The organism is Exiguobacterium sp. s189 (assembly GCF_018617615.1).
Lineage (GTDB): Bacteria > Bacillota > Bacilli > Exiguobacteriales > Exiguobacteriaceae > Exiguobacterium > Exiguobacterium aestuarii_A.
In genome coordinates this window covers 1-20063 of record NZ_JACSKM010000005.1, presented here as the reverse complement: position 1 = coordinate 20063, position 20063 = coordinate 1, and the positions used below count along the sequence as shown (strand labels likewise).

Sequence of the window (20063 nt, the reverse complement as noted above, 5' to 3'; positions counted from 1 at the left end):
TTGACAGAATTGGCTCATGCTTCGAGTTGTGCCTCGTAAGGGGCTTCGTATTCTGGGATGTGAAGAGCGTGCAAGTAAAGTTGGAAGCTCGACTTGGATACTTCGTATAATACATATTCCACATCACCTTGGTTGATCTCAGCGAGCAGTTCAAAACGAAGCTCATTCGCGCAAAATGCGTACGGGAGTTTCTCTGCTGCAGCAATCGATCGTTCATTCGACTTACGAATCTTTAAGAACACACTTTCAATATCAAGCTCGAAGAACAGTTCTGAGAAGAACGCCTCTTTCGCAACTTGATTATAACCTTTGCCGTGATACGGCTTGCCAAGCCACGTGCCGAGGAATCCATAGCCGGATTCGACATCGAACAAGCTGATCGTCCCAATCGGGGTGCCATACTCGTTCGTGATGGTACGTGAGATGATATTTCCTTGCTCTTCTAGCTCGATGATTTGCTTCGTGCTAAATAAAAACTCGTCAAAGTGGACCGTCTTTTGACGGACATACGGAAAGACATCTGGGTGTTGCATCAGTTCGAACAACTCCGCGCAGTCGGTGAGCTCACGAAATTTGAGCACCTTTACATTCCTCCTCCTATTTCAGACCGCTGAAGAATAGTCGTAACGAAAGCATACTTCTGGCTTCGCTGTTCGAACCGCCTTGGCTGCTTTATGAAGTTACAAGATAATTTTATATAGTATTTTTAAAAAAGCAAGTAAATTATGCGTAAAATGCTTATGAAAAATAATGAAAATTATTCGACCTCATGATGCGTTTCCGCACGGTCTGTTTTATAGACAACTTCACCATTAACAATCGTCATAATCGGCTTCGCTAAATAGTCGAGCGGGAAGTGATTCCAGAGCACGAGATCGGCGTCTTTTCCGACTTCTAGTGAGCCGATGCGGTCGGCAACACCGAGTGATTCAGCAGGGTTGATGGTGATCCCTCGTAGCGCAATATCGACGGGTAACCCTTCACGTGCAGCAAGACCAGCACATAGATTTAAATACTGCACCGGCGTGTACGGATGATCGGTTGTAATGGAAACAATCATGTCGTGTTCATGGAGGATGCGGTACGTTTCCCACGTCTTATTTTGAAGCTCGATTTTCGACTTTCGCGTAAAGGTCGGTCCGACGGTGACATGTTTCACACCGAGCTCTTGTAACTTTTCTGCGACGAGGTGACCTTCCGTACAATGTTCGATGCGGTAGTCGAGATTGAACTCTTTTGCAAAGCGGACGACCGAAAGAATATCGTCTGCACGGTGCGCATGAACGCGAATCGGCATGTCGCGGTCGAGGGCGAGTTGGATCATCTGACTCCCGAACGTGCCGATCGTCTTCGTCGAACTGACCGTACGAAATGCTTCACGGAGCAAGCCCATGATTCCCATCCGCGTCAGGTCGCCCGTTTTCCCCATACTATGAATTCGTTTCGGATTTTCGCCGAGTGCCATCTTCAGTCCCGCATGACGGCGGACAATCATATCATCAATATAGCGACCGTGCGTTTTGATGACACTTGTCACACCGCCGATGACGTTCATACTCCCGGGCATGACCTGGACAGCGGTCACGCCAGCCATCAATGCTTCCTGGAACCCTTCATCGAGTGGGTAGACACCGTCGATGGCACGAGCATGAGGTGTCATCGCTTCGACCGTTTCGTTGGCGTCATTTCCGACAGAGCCTGTCCCTTCGTCATATAGACCAAGGTGGGTATGGGCATCGATGAAACCAGGGAATAAAAAGTTCCCTTCTGCTTCGATGACATTCTCACCATCCGTTGGTTCGAGCAATTCGGCCATTTCGATAATCTTTCCATCACGGACACGGAGGTCTCCGTAAAAATGGGGGGCGGTAATCGGATAAATATGGGCGTTTCGAATAAGTAAGTGACTCACAATTCATTCTCCTTAAGCATCTTGTAATAAGTTTTTTAATGCGGGTTCTAATGTGTCATATCGGAAATCAAAGCCATGTTGGAGCGCTTTGGTCGGTACGACTTTTGCTCCTTCTAAAACGATGACACTCTTTTCACCGAGTGCGAGTTTCATCATTGGGGCGGGTGCCGGGATCCAGTGAGGACGGTGCATCACTTTTGAAATCGTCTTCCCGAATTCATTCATCGTCACCGGTGTAGGGGCGGTTCCGTTTACAGGACCTTCGATTGTATCCGTTTCGATGATATGCACGAACAACCGCACGAGATCATCTAAATGAATCCATGGAACCCACTGTTTTCCTGATCCAATTTTACCACCGACTCCGAATTGATAGGGGAGTTTCATTAATGGGAATGCTCCGCCGTCATTCGATAAGACGACACCGGTACGCATTGTCACGAGACGAACGCCTAAATCACGAATCGGTTCAGCCTCTTGTTCCCAGAGGACACAAACATTCCCGAGGAAATTGGTTCGTGTCGGTAATGGGGTTTCTTCTGAATACGTGATAGAACGGTCTTCGCCGTATATGCCGATTGCCGAGCCGCTGATGACGACTTGAGGTTTTTGTTTTAACTGTTGAATGATCCGGACGACTTCCTTCGTCCCTTCGATTCGACTTTGGAGGATCGCTTGCTTCTGTTTATGAGTCCAGCGCCCGTCGTTGATGGACGCACCTGCTAAATGGATGAATGCGTCTGTTCCTTCGAGTTCTTCTTCTGGCTTGCTAGTTGGCGTTAGCCATTCGATGAACGACACCCCGCGATGGCGGGGACGTGGATGTCTTGTCAAGACGACGACTTGGTGACCGGCGTCAGCCAGTGCGCGGACGAGCGGTTGACCGATCAACCCGGTCCCACCGGTGATTGCGATTTTCATGAAATTCCCTCCGATATCATGTGTTGTTTCTAAAGTGGGTATAAGTCAGTATATCCAGATGAATACCCTTTCTTCTAACTTATCAAAAATCCTTTCCGATTCCTGAACGTGATATGTTAGAAACATGAAATGGAGGGGAGTCGTTGTGAAAATTGCGAAGTTCACGACCCAACAAAAGAATAAAGACCGATTGAACGTCTTCATCGAACGCGAAGGGAAAGAAGAATTTGCGTTCGCCATCGATGTTGACGTGTTCATCAAGTACGGGCTCACAAAAGGGATGGAGCTCGAAGACGACTTTGTGCAAGATGTGCTCGAGGCGGAAGAGGCACAGAAAGCTTATAAACTAGCCGTCAATTATTTATCGTACCGAATGCGTGCGATTTCAGAGGTGCAGGACTATCTCATGAAGAAGGAGTTAAGTGAAACTGCCGTCAAACATGCCATCACGCGACTGAAAGAGCAGCGTTACTTGAATGATGCGGAATTTGCGAAAGCTTATGTCCAAACCAAATTCAATACGAGTCCAAGCGGACCAATCAAAATCAAACGTGAGCTCGAACAGCTCCGCATTTCACCGGACGTTGTTGAATCCGTACTAGCATCAATCACACACGAAGAACTTGTCGAAAAGGCTGGAAAGTTCATAAAACGGAAACAAATGGAAACAAATCGTCGTTCTGCCACAGAAGTGCAACAAAGAATTCAACAAACCCTGATGCAAAGGGGGTTTACCTTTGATATTATTTCAGAGGCGATTCAAACTTTTTGGGAAGAAGAGGACGAAGATGTCGAGATTGCGGCATGTCTGAAGCAGGCTGAAAAGTTGAATCGGAAGTTCAGCGGGTATGATGCGTTCGAGCGCAAACAGCGCATGAAGATGCAGCTTCGGCGTAAAGGATTTCCGTATGATGTGATTGAACGTACGTTAGAGAGACTCGTTGAAGAAGAATCGTGATGGGACATCTGTTTACGGTAGGGGAAAACACGAAAAGGTGGGTCTACATTGACGATTTTAGAATGGATTACAGCACTGACACCGATTGTGGCCGTGCTCATCTTATTGGTAATTATGCGTTTACCTGCATCAGTAGCCATGCCCTTGTCACTCGTGACGACGGCGATTTTAGCGTTCTTCGTTTGGCAATTGGATGCGACTCGAATCATGGCGGCGACATTACAAGGACTGGTCATCGCCGTCACGACCGTATGGATCGTCTATGGTGCGATCGGGATGATGAATACGATGAAAGAAGGCGGCGGAATGAATGCAATCCGCTCTGGATTCGTCAACATCACACCCGATCCGCGTATTCAGGTTCTGATTGTCGGTTGGTTGTTCGTCTCATTCATTGAAGGGGCTTCAGGATTTGGTACACCGGCGACGGTTGCGGCACCTCTCTTAATTGCGCTCGGTTTTCCACCGATTGCTGCTGTCGTAATCGCACTATCTGCTGACGTATCAGCCGTTACGTTCGGTGCGGTCGGGACACCGGCACTCATTGGGATTGGGAATGGTCTTTCGCTAGACGTGAACCAACCGGAGTCGATTGCCTTTTTGACGGAAGTTGTCCTGCAAACCGTATTGATTGATATGGTTGTCGGTCTATTCATCCCGTTTATTTTGATTTTGATGCTGACGCGCTTCTTCAGTAAGGAGAAGTCAATCAAACCGGCGCTCGAAGTATTTCCGATTGCAATCGTGGCCGCGCTGTTATATAGCGTACCAGCCTACATTTGGACACTTATCCTCGGATTTGAATTTGGAGGAATGCTTGGTGGACTAACAGGTCTCGTCATTCTCGTAGCCATGGCGCGTAAAGGAATTCTCATGCCGAAACGCGTATGGACGTTCGATGGATATATGGATGAATTGGAACCTTCTACCGAAAAAGTAACGTTAACATCAAATAAGCGTGAACTACCGCAGTGGAAAGCGTGGGCTCCTTATCTCATATTGACGATTTTCTTAGTCCTCACCCGTACGGTTCCGTTTTTGAATGAACTGTCTCGGAGCGTTCGGATCAACCTGCCGAACATTTTGGGCGTAGAAGGAATCTCGACGTCTTGGGAACCGTTCTATTCACCTGGCTTCATGTTCATCTTGACGATGATTGCAACATTCTTCCTGCACAACATGAGCTGGTCACAAGTGACGTCGGTTTTTAAAGCGACGACATTTGGAATCGTCGGTACAGTCATCACGTTAGCGGCCTCTGTTCCGATGGTGCGTATTTTCATCCACTCTGAGGATGGGGGAGCTGGACTGGCATCGATGCCGGTCGAACTCGCAACAGCTGCGGCTGACACGTTCGGCGGGGTATGGCCGCTCGTCGCACCGTGGATTGGGGCCCTCGGCGCCTTCGTCTCGGGGTCGGCGACCTTCTCAAACATGATGTTCTCCAGTTTGACAACGAACGTAGCCGAATCGGTCGGACTCGATAATACGCTCGCCTTATCGATGCAGATGGCAGGGGCGAATGCGGGGAACATGATCTGTGTGTTGAACGTCGTAGCGGTTGCTTCCGTTGCCGGACTGCTTGGTAAAGAAGGGACCATCATTCGATACACGCTCATGCCGATGATTTATTACGTCACGGCAACAGGGGTCATTGGTCTCATTTTGGGCATGTTTTTCTTAAACTAAATCAAGTTACAATTTTTTTACAAAATAATATTGACAATTTTCAGAACAGTCTGCTAAGGTTTGAGTAGATTTTAAAACGATGAAACGAGAGGAGCCAGAATGATGAACAACATTGCACTCACAAACACACTCAAAACATCATATGGCTACTCGTATTTAACTGCGTGACTTTGGCAGCTGGATAGGGGTAGTGTCCTTTCCCTGACCATGCAAAAGATTGAAGACTACTTCAAGCGCGCTTCATTTGATTGGTTGCACAATCAGGTGGAGTGCGCTTTTTTGCGTGCTTAGGTGAATCGGACGGAAGGGGGAAATCAGTTATGAAGCTGATTAAACAATTAGATTGGTTTATTAAAAGACAGAAACGGACGTATTTGATTGCCATCATCTTACTCATCATCACGGGAGTTGTAGATATGCTGCCACCGTGGATTATTGGACAGGCAATCGATGCGATTCGTGAAGGGAGCTTGACGACAGAACGATTGATTCTCATTGTGTCATCACTTTTAGGCATCATGGTGCTGTCTTATGTGATGTCGTACTTGTGGATCGCCCGACTATTCGGGACAGCCTTTTTACTTGAAAAGAAATTGAGAGGTCGTTTTTTCGGTCACCTCCTCAAACAGACACCACGTTTTTATCAACAGCATCGTACGGGTGATTTGATGGCACTCGCGACGAATGACTTGAAAGCGGTTGAGCGAACAGCGGGATTTGGGGTTATGACATTGGTCGACTCGTTCAACATGACGCTCATCGCGTTGACGATCATGGGTGTATTTATCGATTGGAAGTTGACACTTGCGGCACTTTTGCCGATGCCGATTCTCGCTTGGTCGATGAATAAACTCGGAAGTCAAATTCATACACGCTTCACGGCAGCCCAGGATTCATTTGGGGTGATGAACGACCAAGTCGTCGAGTCGATCTCAGGTCTCCGGGTCGTCCGATCATTCGTTCAAGAAGAGGCGGACACGAAAAAGTTTGATGACATTACAGACGATGTCATGGCAAAAAATATGCACGTCGCTAAAATCGATGTATTGTTTGAACCGGTCATCAAACTCCTTGTCGGACTCAGTTATTTGATTGGACTCTCGTTCGGGACGTATCTCGTCTTTACGAACGACATCACGCTCGGTCAACTTGTCTCGTTCAACATTTATTTAGGAATGCTCATTTGGCCGATGTATGCGTTCGGTGAACTGATCAACGTCGTACAACGGGGGACAGCGAGTCTCGAACGAATCGAATCGACAATGAACGAAGCTCCAGACGTTGCCTCTACGGGGACGGTCCAGATTGACGTTCCAGAGAAAATCACATTTAAATCGCTCTCATTCCGTTATCCGAATGCGAATCGTGATTCGTTAGAGGACATCGTCCTGCACGTTTCGCGTGGTGAGACGATTGGGGTCGTCGGACCGACTGGGGCCGGGAAGACGACGTTACTCCGTCAGTTACTTCGGGAGTATCCGATTGATGATTCACTTCTCGTGAACGGCGTACCGATCTCAGACATCAAACTCGAAACCGTTCGTGGCTGGAGTGGATATGTGTCGCAAGAACATCTTCTCTTCTCGAAAACAGTTCGCGATAACATTCGCTTCGGAGTGGATGATGTCTCAGATGAAGCGCTAGAGACGGCAATTCATCTCGCGGCGTTTGATACAGATATCGAACATTTAGAGAACGGTTTAGACACTGTCGTCGGTGAGCAGGGTGTCATGCTGTCGGGCGGACAGAAACAACGTCTGTCGATTGCACGAGCGTTGTTGAAGAATCCTGAGATTTTACTCCTTGACGATTCGCTCTCAGCGGTCGATGCGAAGACAGAATCACGCATCATCGATTCCGTTCGTACGAGCCGCGAAGCGAAAACGACATTCATCGTCGCACACCGTCTTTCTGCGGTGGCGCACGCTGATCAGATCCTCGTCCTTCAAGACGGGCGTGTCACAGAACGTGGCACACATGACCAACTGATGGAGCGCCACGGTTGGTACTATGAACAATTTATTCGACAAGGAGAGTCGGAGTAATCCGGGAAAGGGGGAATCTCTCATGATCGATCAATATGAATTAGATCCAGTTCGTCGGAAGAAAACGATCCGTTCACTCGTTGGGTACGCCAAACAAGTGAAACGCTCGATCTTCCTCGGATTGACATTACTCTTTTTAGCGGTCGGTGCAGAACTTGCCGGACCGTATATCGCCAAAATCATTATCGATGAGCATATCGTTGCCATTGAACGTGATTGGGTTCAAGTCGAGTCTGGCGGTAGCGTTTCCTTTGATGGAAACTCGTACGAGAAAGAAACAAGGCTTGACGGGCAAGACGTGGTTCAGCCTGTCTCTATCGTGCAAACGACGGACGGATACTATCTCGTCCCTGATGCTGTGATGAGCGGGGGGATCCGAGATGTCGAAGGAGACGTGCTGACGATTACAAGAGGCGATGAGACGGCGACGTATGAGAATATCGTCTCGCTCTCATCGACCGATGTATTCCAGTTTTATCAAACGGATTTACGAGCGGTGCTCATGCTGTCTGGTCTCTATGTCGTCCTATTGCTACTCGCAGCCGGATTGAACTGGGGACAACAGATGCTCTTGCAACGGTCGGCGCACAGTATCGTGAAGAAGATGCGTCTTGACGTGATGAGGCATCTGCAAACGATTCCGGTACGCTATTTTGACCAGACGCCGATCGGGAAGATTGTCAGTCGTGTCACGAACGACACGGAGACGATTCGAGATCTTTATTTAGGGGTGCTTGCCCGCGTCTTCCAAAGCGTCGTCATGATGATTGGGGTACTGATTGCGATGTTCTTCCTAGACGTTCGTCTAGGGCTTGTTTCACTCATTATCATCCCGGTCGTCATCGTTTGGATCAAATTGTTCCAGCGTTTCTCCACGAAAAATAACTTCCGTGTCCGTGCGCTCGTCGCAGACATGAATGCACAGTTGAATGAAAGTATTCAGACGATGCCGATCATTCAATCGTACGTCCGCGAAGATCTCGTCTACGACGAGTTTAATGAGAAGAACAGTGACAACTTCCAAACGAGACGAAAACTGTTGAAATTGGATGCATTGATGAGTCATAACTTGGTCAACTTCTTCCGAAACATGGCGCTCGCCTTACTCATCTGGTTCGTCGGGGCACAAACACTCGGTGGGGGAAGTATCCTGACACTCGGGATCTTGTATGCGTATATCGATTACGTCTCACGTATTTTTGAGCCGGTGACGCAAATTATGAACCAGTTATCACCGCTTCAACAAGCGCTCGTATCGGCGGACCGGATGTTCCAGTTGCTCGATGAAAAAGGAGAGCCAGTCTCATCGGAACGCATTCCACGATTTAAAGGGGAAGTTGTCTTTGATGACGTGACATTCAGTTATGAAGCTGGGAAACCGGTGTTACAACAGATTGAACTACACGCAGCTCCGGGTGAGACGGTTGCCCTTGTTGGACATACCGGTAGCGGGAAGAGTTCGATCATGAACTTGCTCATGCGTTTTTATGACCCGTCGAAAGGTGTTCTCCGCATCGATGGAATGGACGTGACGAAACTGCCGACGCAAGCGGTACGAGACCATCTCGGAATTGTCTTGCAAGACCCGTTTCTCTTCACCGGGACGATTCGTACGAACGTCACGCTAGGAGATGAATCGATTACAGATGACCAAGTATGGAAAGCGTTGACGGCAGTAGGGGCGGATCGTTTCGTGAAGCAGTTGCCAAAAGGAATCGATGAACCGGTGATTGAACGTGGTGCTTCCCTTTCGAGTGGAGAACGACAGTTGATCAGCTTCGCTCGCGCCCTCGTCTTTGACCCGGCCATCCTCGTCCTCGATGAGGCGACAGCGAGTGTCGACTCGGAGACCGAGGCGCTGATTCAAGAGGCACTCAAAACACTCACGTACGGTCGAACGACGTTCGTCATTGCGCACCGACTCTCTACGATTCGGGAAGCGGACCAAATCCTCGTTCTCGACCATGGTCGAATTATCGAGCGTGGGAATCATCAGTCGCTCTTCGAATTCGGTGGTGTCTATGCCCGAATGCACGAATTACAAAGTAAGCAACAAGCGATCAGTTAAGGAGGTCACATGGAAATCACGGGGAAATATAACCGCGCCAAAGTATTCAATGAACGAATCGATGACATGACGCGGAATCAGATTCAAACCCTACTCGACCAACCGTTCACAGAAGGGGCATCGATTCGTATCATGCCGGATATGCACGCCGGGAAAGGGTCGGTCGTTGGCACGACGATGACGATTCACGATAAAATCGTACCGAACTTAGTCGGTGTCGATTTAGGATGTGGGATGCTTTGTACTGAAATCAAAGTAAAACGAATCGACTTTCAGCGACTCGATGACGTGATCCGCGAACTCGTACCGAGCGGGATGAACATTCGCGAGACGGCTCATCCGTACGCGTCTGAACTTCCACTTGAAGCAGTTCGAGCACCGTATAAACTCGACCGTGCCTTGCGCTCGGTCGGGTCACTCGGCTCGGGGAACCATTTCATTGAAGTGAACCGGGATGACCAGGAACGTACGTTTCTCGTCATTCATTCGGGTTCTCGCCATCTCGGGGTACAGATTGCCGATCATTATCAAGAGCGTGCGATTCAACACATGATGGAAACGAAAGATGTGAAAGAAGCAATCGAACGATTGAAGGACGCTGGACGGCAGCAAGACATCTCGACGTATCTGGAAGCGGAACGTGAAGCGCGGAAACCATTCCGTGACCTGGCTTATGTCGAAGGTGAGGACATGGACGATTACATGCACGACGTAAGAATCGCCCAACAATACGCAGCGGCGAACCGTCGAGCGATGACAGATGTGATTGTAGAAGCGATGAAGTGGAACGTCGTCAATCAATTCGACACCGTTCACAACTACATCGACCATGACGCGATGATTCTGCGTAAAGGAGCCATCTCCGCGCAAGAAGGAGAGCGTGTCATCATTCCGATGAACATGCGAGACGGTTCGCTCATCTGTACGGGGAAAGGGAACCCGGACTGGAACTTCTCTGGTCCTCACGGGGCAGGTCGGATCATGTCCCGTTCAGCCGCGCGCAAACGCGTCGACTTCAAAGAATTCAAACGTACGATGGAAGGCGTATGGTCGACATCGGTTCGACCGTCTACCGTGGATGAGTCACCATTCGTCTACAAATCGATGAAAGAGATTATCCGTTACATCGAACCGGCGGTCAGCATCGATCAAGTCATCAAACCATTGTACAACTTCAAGGCGAACTGAGTGAATTTCACTCAGTCTCGCCTTTTCCTTTTTACCGTAAAATCTGATACGCTTACATCGAGGTGAACGAAATGGAAAAGCGGTTAAGTGATTTATCGAAATATGAGTTAGAGCAGGAGATTCAAGCATTACATGAGAGAAAGCGGAAGGCTGAACAAATGGGCATGGTCAGTGAAATCGAAGTTGTCCTTCGACGGATTGCGATTGCCGAAAGCTATTTGGTCGACCCGACTTCGTTTCGTCCCGGTGAAACATATGTCGTCAACTACAACGACCAACCGTTCCGCTTAAAATTTGTCAACGGCGTCATGGGTTGGGGTACGTTTGAAGGGGACATGACAGAACGGGCCATCCCGCTCTCTGAACTGTCGGAGGTGAAACGATGAACCGAAACGAACAATACGAGCGACTCGCGGCCATTTTAAAAGAGAAGAACGACGTGCTAAACGATTCGGAAGCCATCACATGGGTCGAAGTGCTATGGGAAGACTTTGAGACGTCGCTCGCCAAGGCAGGCGAACCGTATCCAGGAGAAGCGAAGGCGTTTCAATACGTCATTCAACAGATTGATGCATACGGCGCACAGCTCCATTTGTTCCAAACGAAGAACGAGAAGTTTAAGCACTTGATGTCAAAACGAAATTTACACTGAATCACGTCCGTTGTGGCGTGATTTTTTATTTGCAATTCTCATTCAGTTCGTTATAATGAAGGTCGCTAATAGTTTGCTTTTAAGTATAGTATAGATAAACTTTCTTTAGTTGAACTCATGTTTCACTAAACTAGAAGGAGGCGTTCAGTCGTTGGAAGTAGGTCAAAACATTAAGCGACTCCGGATTAAAAAAGGATTGACCCAAGAGGAGTTAGCGGAGCGTACGGATTTGAGTAAAGGATACATCTCTCAAATCGAACGTGATTTAAGCTCTCCTTCATTAGAGACGTTATTTGATTTGTTGAGCGTCCTTGGAAGTTCACCAAAAGAGTTCTTCGATGAAGACTTGAATCAAAAAGTCGTATACACCGTCGATGATCGCACCACGTATACGGATGAGGAACGAAAATATCGAACGGAGTGGCTCATTCCAGAATCAAATGAAAAAGAAATGGAGCCAATTCTCGTCACATTTTTCAAAAACGGAGAATTTAAGCAATATGAACCTTCCCGTTCAGAGACATTGGTATACGTCTTGTCCGGCAAAGTGGCGCTGAAGTTAGGTCATCACACTTATTTCGCTAAAGCAGGGGAAACAATGTATTATGTCGCCTCGGATTCACACCAACTCGTCAACGATCACGATGGCGAAAGTGAATGTCTCATCGTAGCGACCCATTCTTATTTATAAGTCAATAGAGGAGGAAACAGCATGAATGCAGAGACAATTATTCGTTTTGACCATGTGTCAAAGCGTTACGACGACACTGTCGTCTTAGAAGATATCAGTTTTGAGATTGAGCGTGGGAAGTTTTATACGCTTCTCGGTCCATCGGGATGTGGGAAGACGACAATCCTACGTCTCATCGCCGGATTTACCGACGCGACTGAAGGTGATCTTCACTTCAGTGGGAAGCGAATCAACGATGTACCCGCCAACAAACGACAAGTGAACACCGTGTTTCAAGATTATGCGCTGTTTCCTCATTTGAACGTATTTGAAAATGTCGCGTTTGGTCTCCGCATTAAAAAGTTGAAAGAAGCAGACATTAAAGCGAAAGTGGAGCAGGCTCTCAAGTTTGTTAACTTAGAAGGATACGGATCGCGCGAAATCGATGAGATGTCAGGTGGGCAACGTCAACGTGTCGCGATCGCCCGCGCAATCGTGAACGAGCCAGAGGTCATCCTCCTCGATGAACCGTTGTCTGCCTTAGATTTGAAACTTCGTACAGAAATGCAATATGAATTACGTGAGTTGCAACAACGTCTCGGCATCACCTTCATCTTCGTCACACACGACCAGGAAGAGGCGCTCGCGATGTCCGATGAGATTTTCGTCATGAACAACGGGAAAATTGTTCAGAGTGGGACGCCGACTGATATTTACGACGAACCGATTAACCGCTTCGTCGCAGACTTCATCGGAGAATCGAATATCGTACCGGGTGTCATGCCAGAAGACAATGTCGTCACGTTCGCTGGCAAAACGTTCGATTGCGTCGACCAAGGGTTTGACCGTAACGAAAAAGTCGAGGTTATCATTCGTCCGGAAGACTTGGAGATGACATCCATCGATTCTGCGAAACTGATTGTCGATGTTGATTCACAACTGTTCCGCGGCGTTCACTATGAGATTTGCTGTTACGACCAAGAAGGGAACGAGTGGCTCGTTCACTCGACGAAGAAGTCGACAGTCGGATCAAAAATCGGATTGACGTTTGATGAGGAAGCGATTCACGTCATGCGATTAGGAGAGACAGAAGAAGAGTTCGACCGTCGTCTTGAATCCTATGAGGAGGTCCCTCATGAATCAAACTAACCAGACCGCAAAGACGGTATATTTGACGACATATTGGATTTGGATTGCCTTATTCGTCGTCGCGCCACTCGTCCTCGTCGTCTATTACTCGTTTTTTGATATCGACGGTAACTTGAGTTTAGAGAACTATCAGATGTTCTTTTCTTCGACGTACTTGTCGATGACGTTATCATCATTTTGGTACGCGTTCCTGATTACGTTCTTCTCGCTACTCGTCGGGTATCCGACGGCGTACTTGTTGACGAAGACGAAGCACAAGCAACTTTGGCTTTTGCTCATCTTGCTTCCGTCATGGATTAACTTGCTATTAAAAGCGTACGCGTTCCTCGGGATTTTTGGAACGTACGGCATCACGAATCAGTTTTTAGAGGCGATTGGGATTGGAACGAAGCAGATTCTCTTCACGGACTTCAGTTTCGTCTTCGTCTCGGTATACATTTTCATTCCGTTCATGATTTTGCCGATTTACAACGCGATTGAAAAATTACCACCATCTCTTGTCTATGCATCACGCGATCTAGGTGCATCGAACTGGACGACGTTCCGACGTGTCATCTTCCCGTTGACGCTTGACGGCGTCAAGTCAGGGATTCAAATTGTCTTTATTCCGGCGTTGTCACTCTTCATGATTACACGCCTGATCGCAGGAAACCGTGTCATCACGCTCGGTACGGCGATTGAACAACAATTCCTCGTTACGCAAAACTGGGGGATGGGATCTACGATTGCCGTCTTCTTGATCTTGGCGATGGTTCTCGTCATGGTCATCACGCGTGACTGGGGTGCGAAAGGAGCGGTCCGTCGATGAAACGTAAACGATTCAAACTATCAAACCTATACTTGGCGGCCGTGTTCTTCATTTTATACGCGCCAATCTTATATCTCGTCTTCTACTCGTTCAACAGTGGCGGGACGATGAGTAACTTCGAAGGATTCACCCTTGAGTGGTATAAGTCACTCTTCACGGACACGCGACTTCTTGTCATCGTCTTGAACACGATCGTCATCGCCTTATTATCGGCGACAATTTCGACCGTGCTCGGTGTCATCGGGGCACTCGCCATTTATACGGCGAAACAAAAGTATACGAAGACATCCCTGTTGTCTTTGAACAACGTCTTGATTGTCAGTCCGGACGTTATCATCGGGGCATCGTTCTTGATTCTCTTCACGATGCTCGGGATTCAGTTAGGCTTCTATTCGGTTCTCTTGTCGCACATTGCGTTCTCGGTTCCGATTGTCGTCATCTTGGTGTTGCCGAAACTTCAAGAGATGAGCCCGACGTTGATCGATGCGTCACGTGACTTAGGTGCTAGTACATGGGATGTGTTGACGAAAGTCATTCTCCCTTATATCACACCAGGTGTGTTCGCCGGATTCTTCACAGCACTCACGTATTCGTTAGATGACTTTGCAGTCACGTTCTTCGTAACAGGGAACGGGTTCACGACACTTGCAGTAGAAGTCTACTCGCGGGCTCGTCAAGGAATCTCGCTTGAAATCAACGCGTTGTCTGCGATTTTGTTCGTCTTCACCCTCATCCTTGTCATTGGATATTATGTGTTGGCGCAACGAGGAGCAAAGGAGGTTAGACGATGAAAAAATTAATCATCATGCTGGCTGTTCCGTTGATTGTCAGCTTCGGTCTCCTTCTTTGGATTCAGCAATTGAACGCTGCGCAAGGGTTTGGTGGCGACAATACGCTTGTCGTCTATAACTGGGGAGACTATATCGATGAGGATTTGATTGGTGAGTTCGAAGAACAGAGTGGCCTAAAAGTTGTCTATCAGACGTTCGATTCGAACGAGGCGATGCTCACGAAAATTGAGCAAGGGGGTACAGCGTTCGATGTAGCTGTCCCTTCAGACTATGCGATTAGTAAGATGATTGAAGAGGATTTGTTGCTTCCAATCGACTACGAGAAGCTTGAGAATTTCGATAACATCGATCCACGCTTTCTCGACAAATCGTTCGACCCAGATAACAAGTACTCGGTTCCTTACTTCTGGGGAACGGTCGGGATTGTCTATAATCCCGAAATGGTCGATGGTGAAATCACATCGTGGAACGACTTGTGGGAGATGCCGCTTGAAAATGACATCCTTCTTGCAGACGGAACACGAGAAGTGATGGGCTTCGGCTTGAACTCGCTCGGCTATTCGCTCAATACGACGAACAAAGATGAGTTGATTGAAGCGGAACAAAAGTTAGAAACGCTTTGGCCAAACATCAAAGCAATCGTCGGGGATGAAATTAAAATGTTGATGGCAAACCGTGAAGCAGCAGCGGCTGTCGTGTGGTCTGGAGATGCGTCGGAAATCATGTACGAAAATGAAGAACTAACGTATGTCATTCCAGAAGAGGGGACGAATCTTTGGTTCGATAACCTCGTGATCCCGAGTACGGCACAAAATGTAGACGGTGCGCATCAATTCATCGACTTCATGCTAGATGCCGAGATTGCAGCCCGTAATACGGACTATGTCGGCTATTCGACTCCGAACGAAGCGGCACTCGAATTTTTAGATGAAGAAGTCACATCAGATGAGCGGTTCTACCCATCTCGCGAAGTGACGCAAGAACTTGAAGTATATGAAAACTTAGGGAAGCGGATGAACGCTTACTATAACGAATTGTATTTACGTTTTAAAATGCAGAGTAAATGACAAGACATCCCTCACTCATTACGAGTGGGGGATGTTTTTTTACCGCTTATAAGCTGATTCGATGTCCTCGACATGTTTCATCATGACAGCTGCGTCGACTTGTGTGAAAGATAATAAGGTCTCATATAATTGTATTTGTTCATCTTGGTCGAAGACGAAATCTTGGTAGGTGGTCAACTGTTTAGCCCATTGGTGACGATTCAAAACGGGAACGTCTGATGACTCAATTTGTTTCAGTGTAGATCGATTGCTGAATACAATCCATGAATGGAGATGTGTTCGGTCGAGTCCGAGAACTTGCTCAATGGCTTTCAGGTGTAATTCATTTTGTTTGATTGGGTTGAAGAAACGATGTTTTCTCCTCCGGGGGAGTGTCTGCGTCCAGTATCGGTCACTGGCACGCCCAAAAATCCATCCGCTATAATTTTTGGATTCAATGACATGGATTCCAGCCTGATTGATGAAGACGACATCAATTTCTGTTGTTCGATCTTTCTTTGAGGGATGTGGCAAATAGAGGTTCGTCAAAATCAGTGGTTGAGAGAATGTTGACTCGATGTCTGCCACACATAGATATTCTCCGAATAGACCGGTATCCTGGACCACTTTGAAGTAGGAATGCCGAGTTTGTTGGGCATACTGACTGTTTTGATAACGTTTGATCTTATAGACGATGATGAGTGTGAGGATTAGAAAAATGGGTGCAAATATGCTGATTAAAATAACCAAAATACTTTCTAACCATTCTGTTAGCAATGAAGCCATCGAATCCCTCCCTTTCTCTATCTACTATACAAAAAAGAAACGTATATAATATGTAATTTTTTACCAATGAGGATAATCGTTTTTTTGAAAATGAGAAAGGACCCATCGGAATAGGTCCTTTCTGTCATGCTTCATGTTTTAGCGCGTCACGCTCTTCTTCTGTAAAGACTCGAGAACGTCCTAAAAATCGTTTCCCTTCGACACCCTCGAGGGAAAACATACCACCTCGACCATCGACCACATCGATAATGAGTTGTGTATGCTTCCAATAATCATATTGTTTCTCGTGAATATAAAATGGGGTGTCTCCGATTTCACCAAGGAGCACATCATGATCGCCCACCATGAACTCGTCACGTGGAAAACACATGGGTGAACTTCCATCACAGCATCCTCCCGATTGATGAAACAGAAGTGGACCGTGTTTCGATTTTAGACGTTCGATGAGTTCGAGCGCGGCGGGGGTGGCCTCGACTCGTTTCACCATCTTAGAAGAACCCGAGCTTCTGTTCGCTGTAGCTGACGAGCATGTTTTTCGTCCGTTGATAATGACCGAGCATCATCTTATGGTTCTCGCGTCCAATCCCAGACATTTTGTAGCCACCGAACGCAGCGTGTGCCGGATATGAATGGTAGCAGTTGATCCAGACGCGGCCTGCTTGGATTTCACGACCAAATCGATAGGCACGGTTCATGTCACGTGTCCACACGCCGGCCCCAAGTCCGTAGAGCGTATCGTTCGCGATGGCGAGTGCTTCCGCATCATCTTTGAACGTCGTAACGGATAAGACCGGTCCGAAAATCTCTTCTTGGAAGATGCGCATCTTGTTATGACCTTTAAAGATGGTCGGTTGAATGTAATACCCATCCGCAAGGTCTCCATCCATCATGTTACGTTCTCCACCGATGAGACACTCCGCGCCCTCCTCTTTCCCGATTTCAAGGTAAGAGAGGATTTTCTCCATTTGTTCGTTCGATGCTTGTGCACCCATCATGACGTCCGAATCGAGGGGATTGCCGAGTTTAATCGCTTTGACGCGCTCGAGTACGCGCTCCATGAACTTGTCATAGATGGATTCTTGGATTAATGCACGAGACGGACACGTACACACTTCACCTTGGTTCAAGGCGAACATGACGAGACCTTCAATCGCTTTATCGAAGAAATCATCATCCGCTTCCATGATATCCGCGAAGAAGATGTTCGGAGATTTCCCGCCAAGTTCGAGTGTGACCGGGATGATGTTTTGTGAAGCGTACTGCATGATTAAGCGACCCGTTGTTGTCTCGCCTGTGAAAGCGACTTTATCGACACGGTCACTCGATGCGAGCGGTTTACCTGCCTCGAGACCGAAACCGTTTACGATGTTGACGACACCTGGTGGCAATAAGTCTTCAATGAGTTCCATGAGGACCATGATGGAAGAAGGTGTTTGTTCGGCCGGTTTTAAGACGACACAGTTTCCAGCCGCGAGTGCCGGTGCGAGTTTCCAGACGGCCATTAAAATCGGGAAGTTCCAAGGAATGATTTGAGCGACGACGCCGAGCGGCTCATGGAAGTGATAGGCGACTGTATCGTTGTCGAGTTCACTAATTCCGCCCTCCTGAGAACGAATCACACCGGCGAAGTAACGGAAGTGATCAATTGCGAGCGGAAGGTCGGCATTGAGCGTTTCCCGAACAGCTTTACCGTTCTCCCACGTTTCTGCATATGCGAGCATCTCGAGATTTTCTTCCATGCGATCAGCAATTTTATTCAAGATGACAGAACGTTCCGCGACGGACGTTTTGCCCCAATCCTCTTTTGCTGCATGTGCAGCATCCAATGCGAGTTCAATATCCTCTTTCGTTGAGCGGGCGACTTCACATAATACTTTCCCATTTACAGGAGATGTGTTTTCAAAGTATTCTCCACCAGCCGGTGCGGTCCACTTTCCGTTAATAAAGTTCTCATAACGGTCCTTAAACTGTACTTTCGTTCCTGCTGAGTTCGGTACTTCATAAATCATGTTCGTTCCTCCCTTTTCATACGAGATAGAGGAGTTATGTATGCGCTTACATTATTATGTAAGCGAACGACTCCCTTTTTTCATCGTAACGGTTTGTTGTGATAAAAGTCAAAATTTTTTGACAATAATTTGTCAATCTTTTGTAAAAACGTTTTGAAGTCAAGATTTGTGGTAATCAGTACATTGTGTACATCATTCAATTACCTATAAGGAGTGAACCGACATGGCGAAGACATATCAAGTTGACCCGGCGCACAGTTCCATCACCTTTACTGTTAAACATATGATGATTTCAAAGGTGAAAGGCGAATTTAAAGAATTTGATATCGAAGCGAATGGGGACCCGAACGACTTGGCAAATGCGAGTGTGAAAGTGACGATTCAGGCGGCGTCCGTAGATACGAATAATTCGGATCGAGACAATCACCTTCGTTCAGGAGACTTCTTCAATGCAGAAGAATATCCACATATCGTGTTTCAATCGACATCATTCCGCTCGAAAGGCGGCGGTGAGTTTGAATTGACAGGGGATCTGACGATTCGAGGAACGACACGGGAAGAAACGTTCGAAGTCGAGTATGAGGGAAGTGCAAAAGATCCATGGGGGAACATGAAACACGCGTTCTCAGGGGAAGGTTCTCTCAACCGAGAGGATTATGGATTGACATGGAACCAAGCGCTCGAAGCGGGAGGTGTCCTCGTCGATAAGAAAGTCAAGTTTGAGTTCGAGTTGCAATTCACTGAAGTCGAGGCATAAGAAAAGTCGCTCAACCGAGCGACTTCAGCTTGTTGACAAATAAGATGTTCGAACTCGTCCTTCCGGCGCCCACGCTTTCCGCAGGCAATCCCGGAGCCGCATCGCGACTCAGGTCGCTGCTGGGTCTCCTTCGGATTGCTTTCCTGCAGGAGTCGGGGCGCCGTGGGACGAGTCACACGAATGGTCGCCACCTTTGGCGGCCATTTGTCTTTTTCTGAGGCCTCGATGGCCGAAGAAAAAGCCCGATACATACTTCGAACCCTTACAAACGGGGAAAGAAGAAAGTAAACACCAAGTTCGCCCGTCATCAAAAGGAGGAACCCGATATGTATCGCGCCCATTCTGAGAAACGACATGAACCGATCCAGTCGAAGACCACGTTGGACCAGCTGGTCCCGCAGGATCATCTCGTCCGGAGACTCGACCGCCACATCGACTTCTCGATCGTGCACCGGCTCTGCGCCCCGCTCTATTCGAACACCGGTACGCCCGGCATCGATCCGGAGATCATCATCAAGATCATCCTACTCGGACCCCTGTTCAACATCCGTTCCGTGCGCCAGACCGTGAGGGAGGTTCAGACGAACCTCGCCTATCGCTGGTTCCTCGGTCTC

General features: G+C 47.8%; 20 protein-coding genes. 14 read left to right on the top strand and 6 right to left on the bottom strand.

The features are described from left to right. Window positions 1–14: 14 nt before the first annotated feature. The 3 genes from KNO99_RS07840 to KNO99_RS07830 all read right to left on the bottom strand — a co-directional run bounded on the left by KNO99_RS07840 (window position 15) and on the right by KNO99_RS07830 (window position 2833). Window positions 15–581 carry a GNAT family N-acetyltransferase gene (locus KNO99_RS07840; protein ID WP_214747163.1) on the bottom strand — a complete coding sequence of 189 codons (567 nt, stop codon included), beginning with the start codon at window positions 579–581 and terminating at the stop codon, window positions 15–17. A gap of 176 nt (window positions 582–757) precedes the next feature. Continuing rightward, complete coding sequence (locus KNO99_RS07835) at window positions 758–1912, bottom strand: amidohydrolase (protein WP_214747160.1); 1155 nt, start codon at window positions 1910–1912, stop codon at window positions 758–760. A 12-nt stretch (window positions 1913–1924) separates the two neighbouring features. Further along, window positions 1925–2833 carry a TIGR01777 family oxidoreductase gene (locus KNO99_RS07830; protein ID WP_214747155.1) on the bottom strand — a complete coding sequence of 303 codons (909 nt, stop codon included), beginning with the start codon at window positions 2831–2833 and terminating at the stop codon, window positions 1925–1927. A gap of 145 nt (window positions 2834–2978) precedes the next feature. Here KNO99_RS07830 and recX point away from each other — a divergent pair, with 145 nt between their 5' ends. The 12 genes from recX (at window position 2979) to KNO99_RS07770 (ending at window position 15918) form a co-directional block, all read left to right on the top strand. Continuing rightward, the gene (gene recX / locus KNO99_RS07825; RefSeq protein ID WP_214747151.1) at window positions 2979–3791 is read left to right on the top strand and encodes a recombination regulator RecX; all 813 of its coding nucleotides are present in this window, start codon (window positions 2979–2981) and stop codon (window positions 3789–3791) included. Between the two features lie 48 nt (window positions 3792–3839). Beyond that, window positions 3840–5480: an L-lactate permease gene (locus KNO99_RS07820; protein WP_214747148.1), complete on the top strand. Its 1641-nt coding sequence runs from the start codon at window positions 3840–3842 to the stop codon at window positions 5478–5480. A 320-nt stretch (window positions 5481–5800) separates the two neighbouring features. Next, window positions 5801–7525: an ABC transporter ATP-binding protein gene (locus KNO99_RS07815; protein WP_214747145.1), complete on the top strand. Its 1725-nt coding sequence runs from the start codon at window positions 5801–5803 to the stop codon at window positions 7523–7525. A 22-nt stretch (window positions 7526–7547) separates the two neighbouring features. Beyond that, window positions 7548–9593 carry an ABC transporter ATP-binding protein gene (locus KNO99_RS07810; protein WP_214747142.1) on the top strand — a complete coding sequence of 682 codons (2046 nt, stop codon included), beginning with the start codon at window positions 7548–7550 and terminating at the stop codon, window positions 9591–9593. 9 nt (window positions 9594–9602) lie between these two features. Then, a complete protein-coding gene (locus KNO99_RS07805) occupies window positions 9603–10781 on the top strand; it encodes an RtcB family protein (RefSeq protein WP_214747139.1) in 1179 nt (392 codons plus the stop codon). A 71-nt stretch (window positions 10782–10852) separates the two neighbouring features. After that, complete coding sequence (locus KNO99_RS07800) at window positions 10853–11167, top strand: YfhH family protein (RefSeq protein WP_074033104.1); 315 nt, start codon at window positions 10853–10855, stop codon at window positions 11165–11167. Next, the gene (locus KNO99_RS07795; RefSeq protein ID WP_074033105.1) at window positions 11164–11433 is read left to right on the top strand and encodes a YfhJ family protein; all 270 of its coding nucleotides are present in this window, start codon (window positions 11164–11166) and stop codon (window positions 11431–11433) included. Before KNO99_RS07800 ends, KNO99_RS07795 begins: the two co-directional genes overlap by 4 nt. 151 nt (window positions 11434–11584) lie before the next feature. Beyond that, a complete protein-coding gene (locus tag KNO99_RS07790) occupies window positions 11585–12124 on the top strand; it encodes a helix-turn-helix domain-containing protein (protein WP_214747136.1) in 540 nt (179 codons plus the stop codon). Window positions 12125–12145: 21 nt separating this feature from the next. Next, on the top strand, window positions 12146–13252 hold the full coding sequence (locus tag KNO99_RS07785; RefSeq protein ID WP_214696317.1) for an ABC transporter ATP-binding protein: 1107 nt from the start codon (window positions 12146–12148) through the stop codon (window positions 13250–13252). Then, window positions 13239–14060 carry an ABC transporter permease gene (locus KNO99_RS07780; protein WP_214747133.1) on the top strand — a complete coding sequence of 274 codons (822 nt, stop codon included), beginning with the start codon at window positions 13239–13241 and terminating at the stop codon, window positions 14058–14060. Before KNO99_RS07785 ends, KNO99_RS07780 begins: the two co-directional genes overlap by 14 nt. Continuing rightward, window positions 14057–14851: an ABC transporter permease gene (locus tag KNO99_RS07775; protein WP_074033109.1), complete on the top strand. Its 795-nt coding sequence runs from the start codon at window positions 14057–14059 to the stop codon at window positions 14849–14851. Before KNO99_RS07780 ends, KNO99_RS07775 begins: the two co-directional genes overlap by 4 nt. Then, window positions 14848–15918 (top strand): ABC transporter substrate-binding protein, encoded by a 1071-nt coding sequence (locus KNO99_RS07770; RefSeq protein ID WP_214747130.1) that lies wholly within the window; start codon window positions 14848–14850, stop codon window positions 15916–15918. Before KNO99_RS07775 ends, KNO99_RS07770 begins: the two co-directional genes overlap by 4 nt. Window positions 15919–15957: 39 nt before the next feature. On the opposite strand, the gene KNO99_RS07765 is transcribed toward KNO99_RS07770, so the two are convergent. The 3 genes from KNO99_RS07765 to adh form a co-directional block, all read right to left on the bottom strand. After that, window positions 15958–16683 (bottom strand): nuclease-related domain-containing protein, encoded by a 726-nt coding sequence (locus KNO99_RS07765; RefSeq protein ID WP_214747127.1) that lies wholly within the window; start codon window positions 16681–16683, stop codon window positions 15958–15960. A gap of 124 nt (window positions 16684–16807) precedes the next feature. Beyond that, on the bottom strand, window positions 16808–17170 hold the full coding sequence (locus tag KNO99_RS07760; protein WP_214747124.1) for a DUF779 domain-containing protein: 363 nt from the start codon (window positions 17168–17170) through the stop codon (window positions 16808–16810). A gap of 1 nt (window position 17171) precedes the next feature. Then, on the bottom strand, window positions 17172–18692 hold the full coding sequence (gene adh / locus KNO99_RS07755) for an aldehyde dehydrogenase (protein ID WP_214747121.1): 1521 nt from the start codon (window positions 18690–18692) through the stop codon (window positions 17172–17174). A gap of 223 nt (window positions 18693–18915) precedes the next feature. On the opposite strand from adh, the gene KNO99_RS07750 reads away from it, so the two are divergent. Together KNO99_RS07750 and KNO99_RS07745 are read left to right on the top strand one after the other, a co-directional pair. Further along, entirely contained in the window at window positions 18916–19449 is a 534-nt protein-coding gene (locus tag KNO99_RS07750; RefSeq protein WP_214747118.1) for a YceI family protein, read from the top strand. 326 nt (window positions 19450–19775) lie between these two features. Further along, window positions 19776–20063: transposase (locus KNO99_RS07745; protein ID WP_214747115.1), on the top strand; the 288-nt coding region annotated here is incomplete at its 3' end.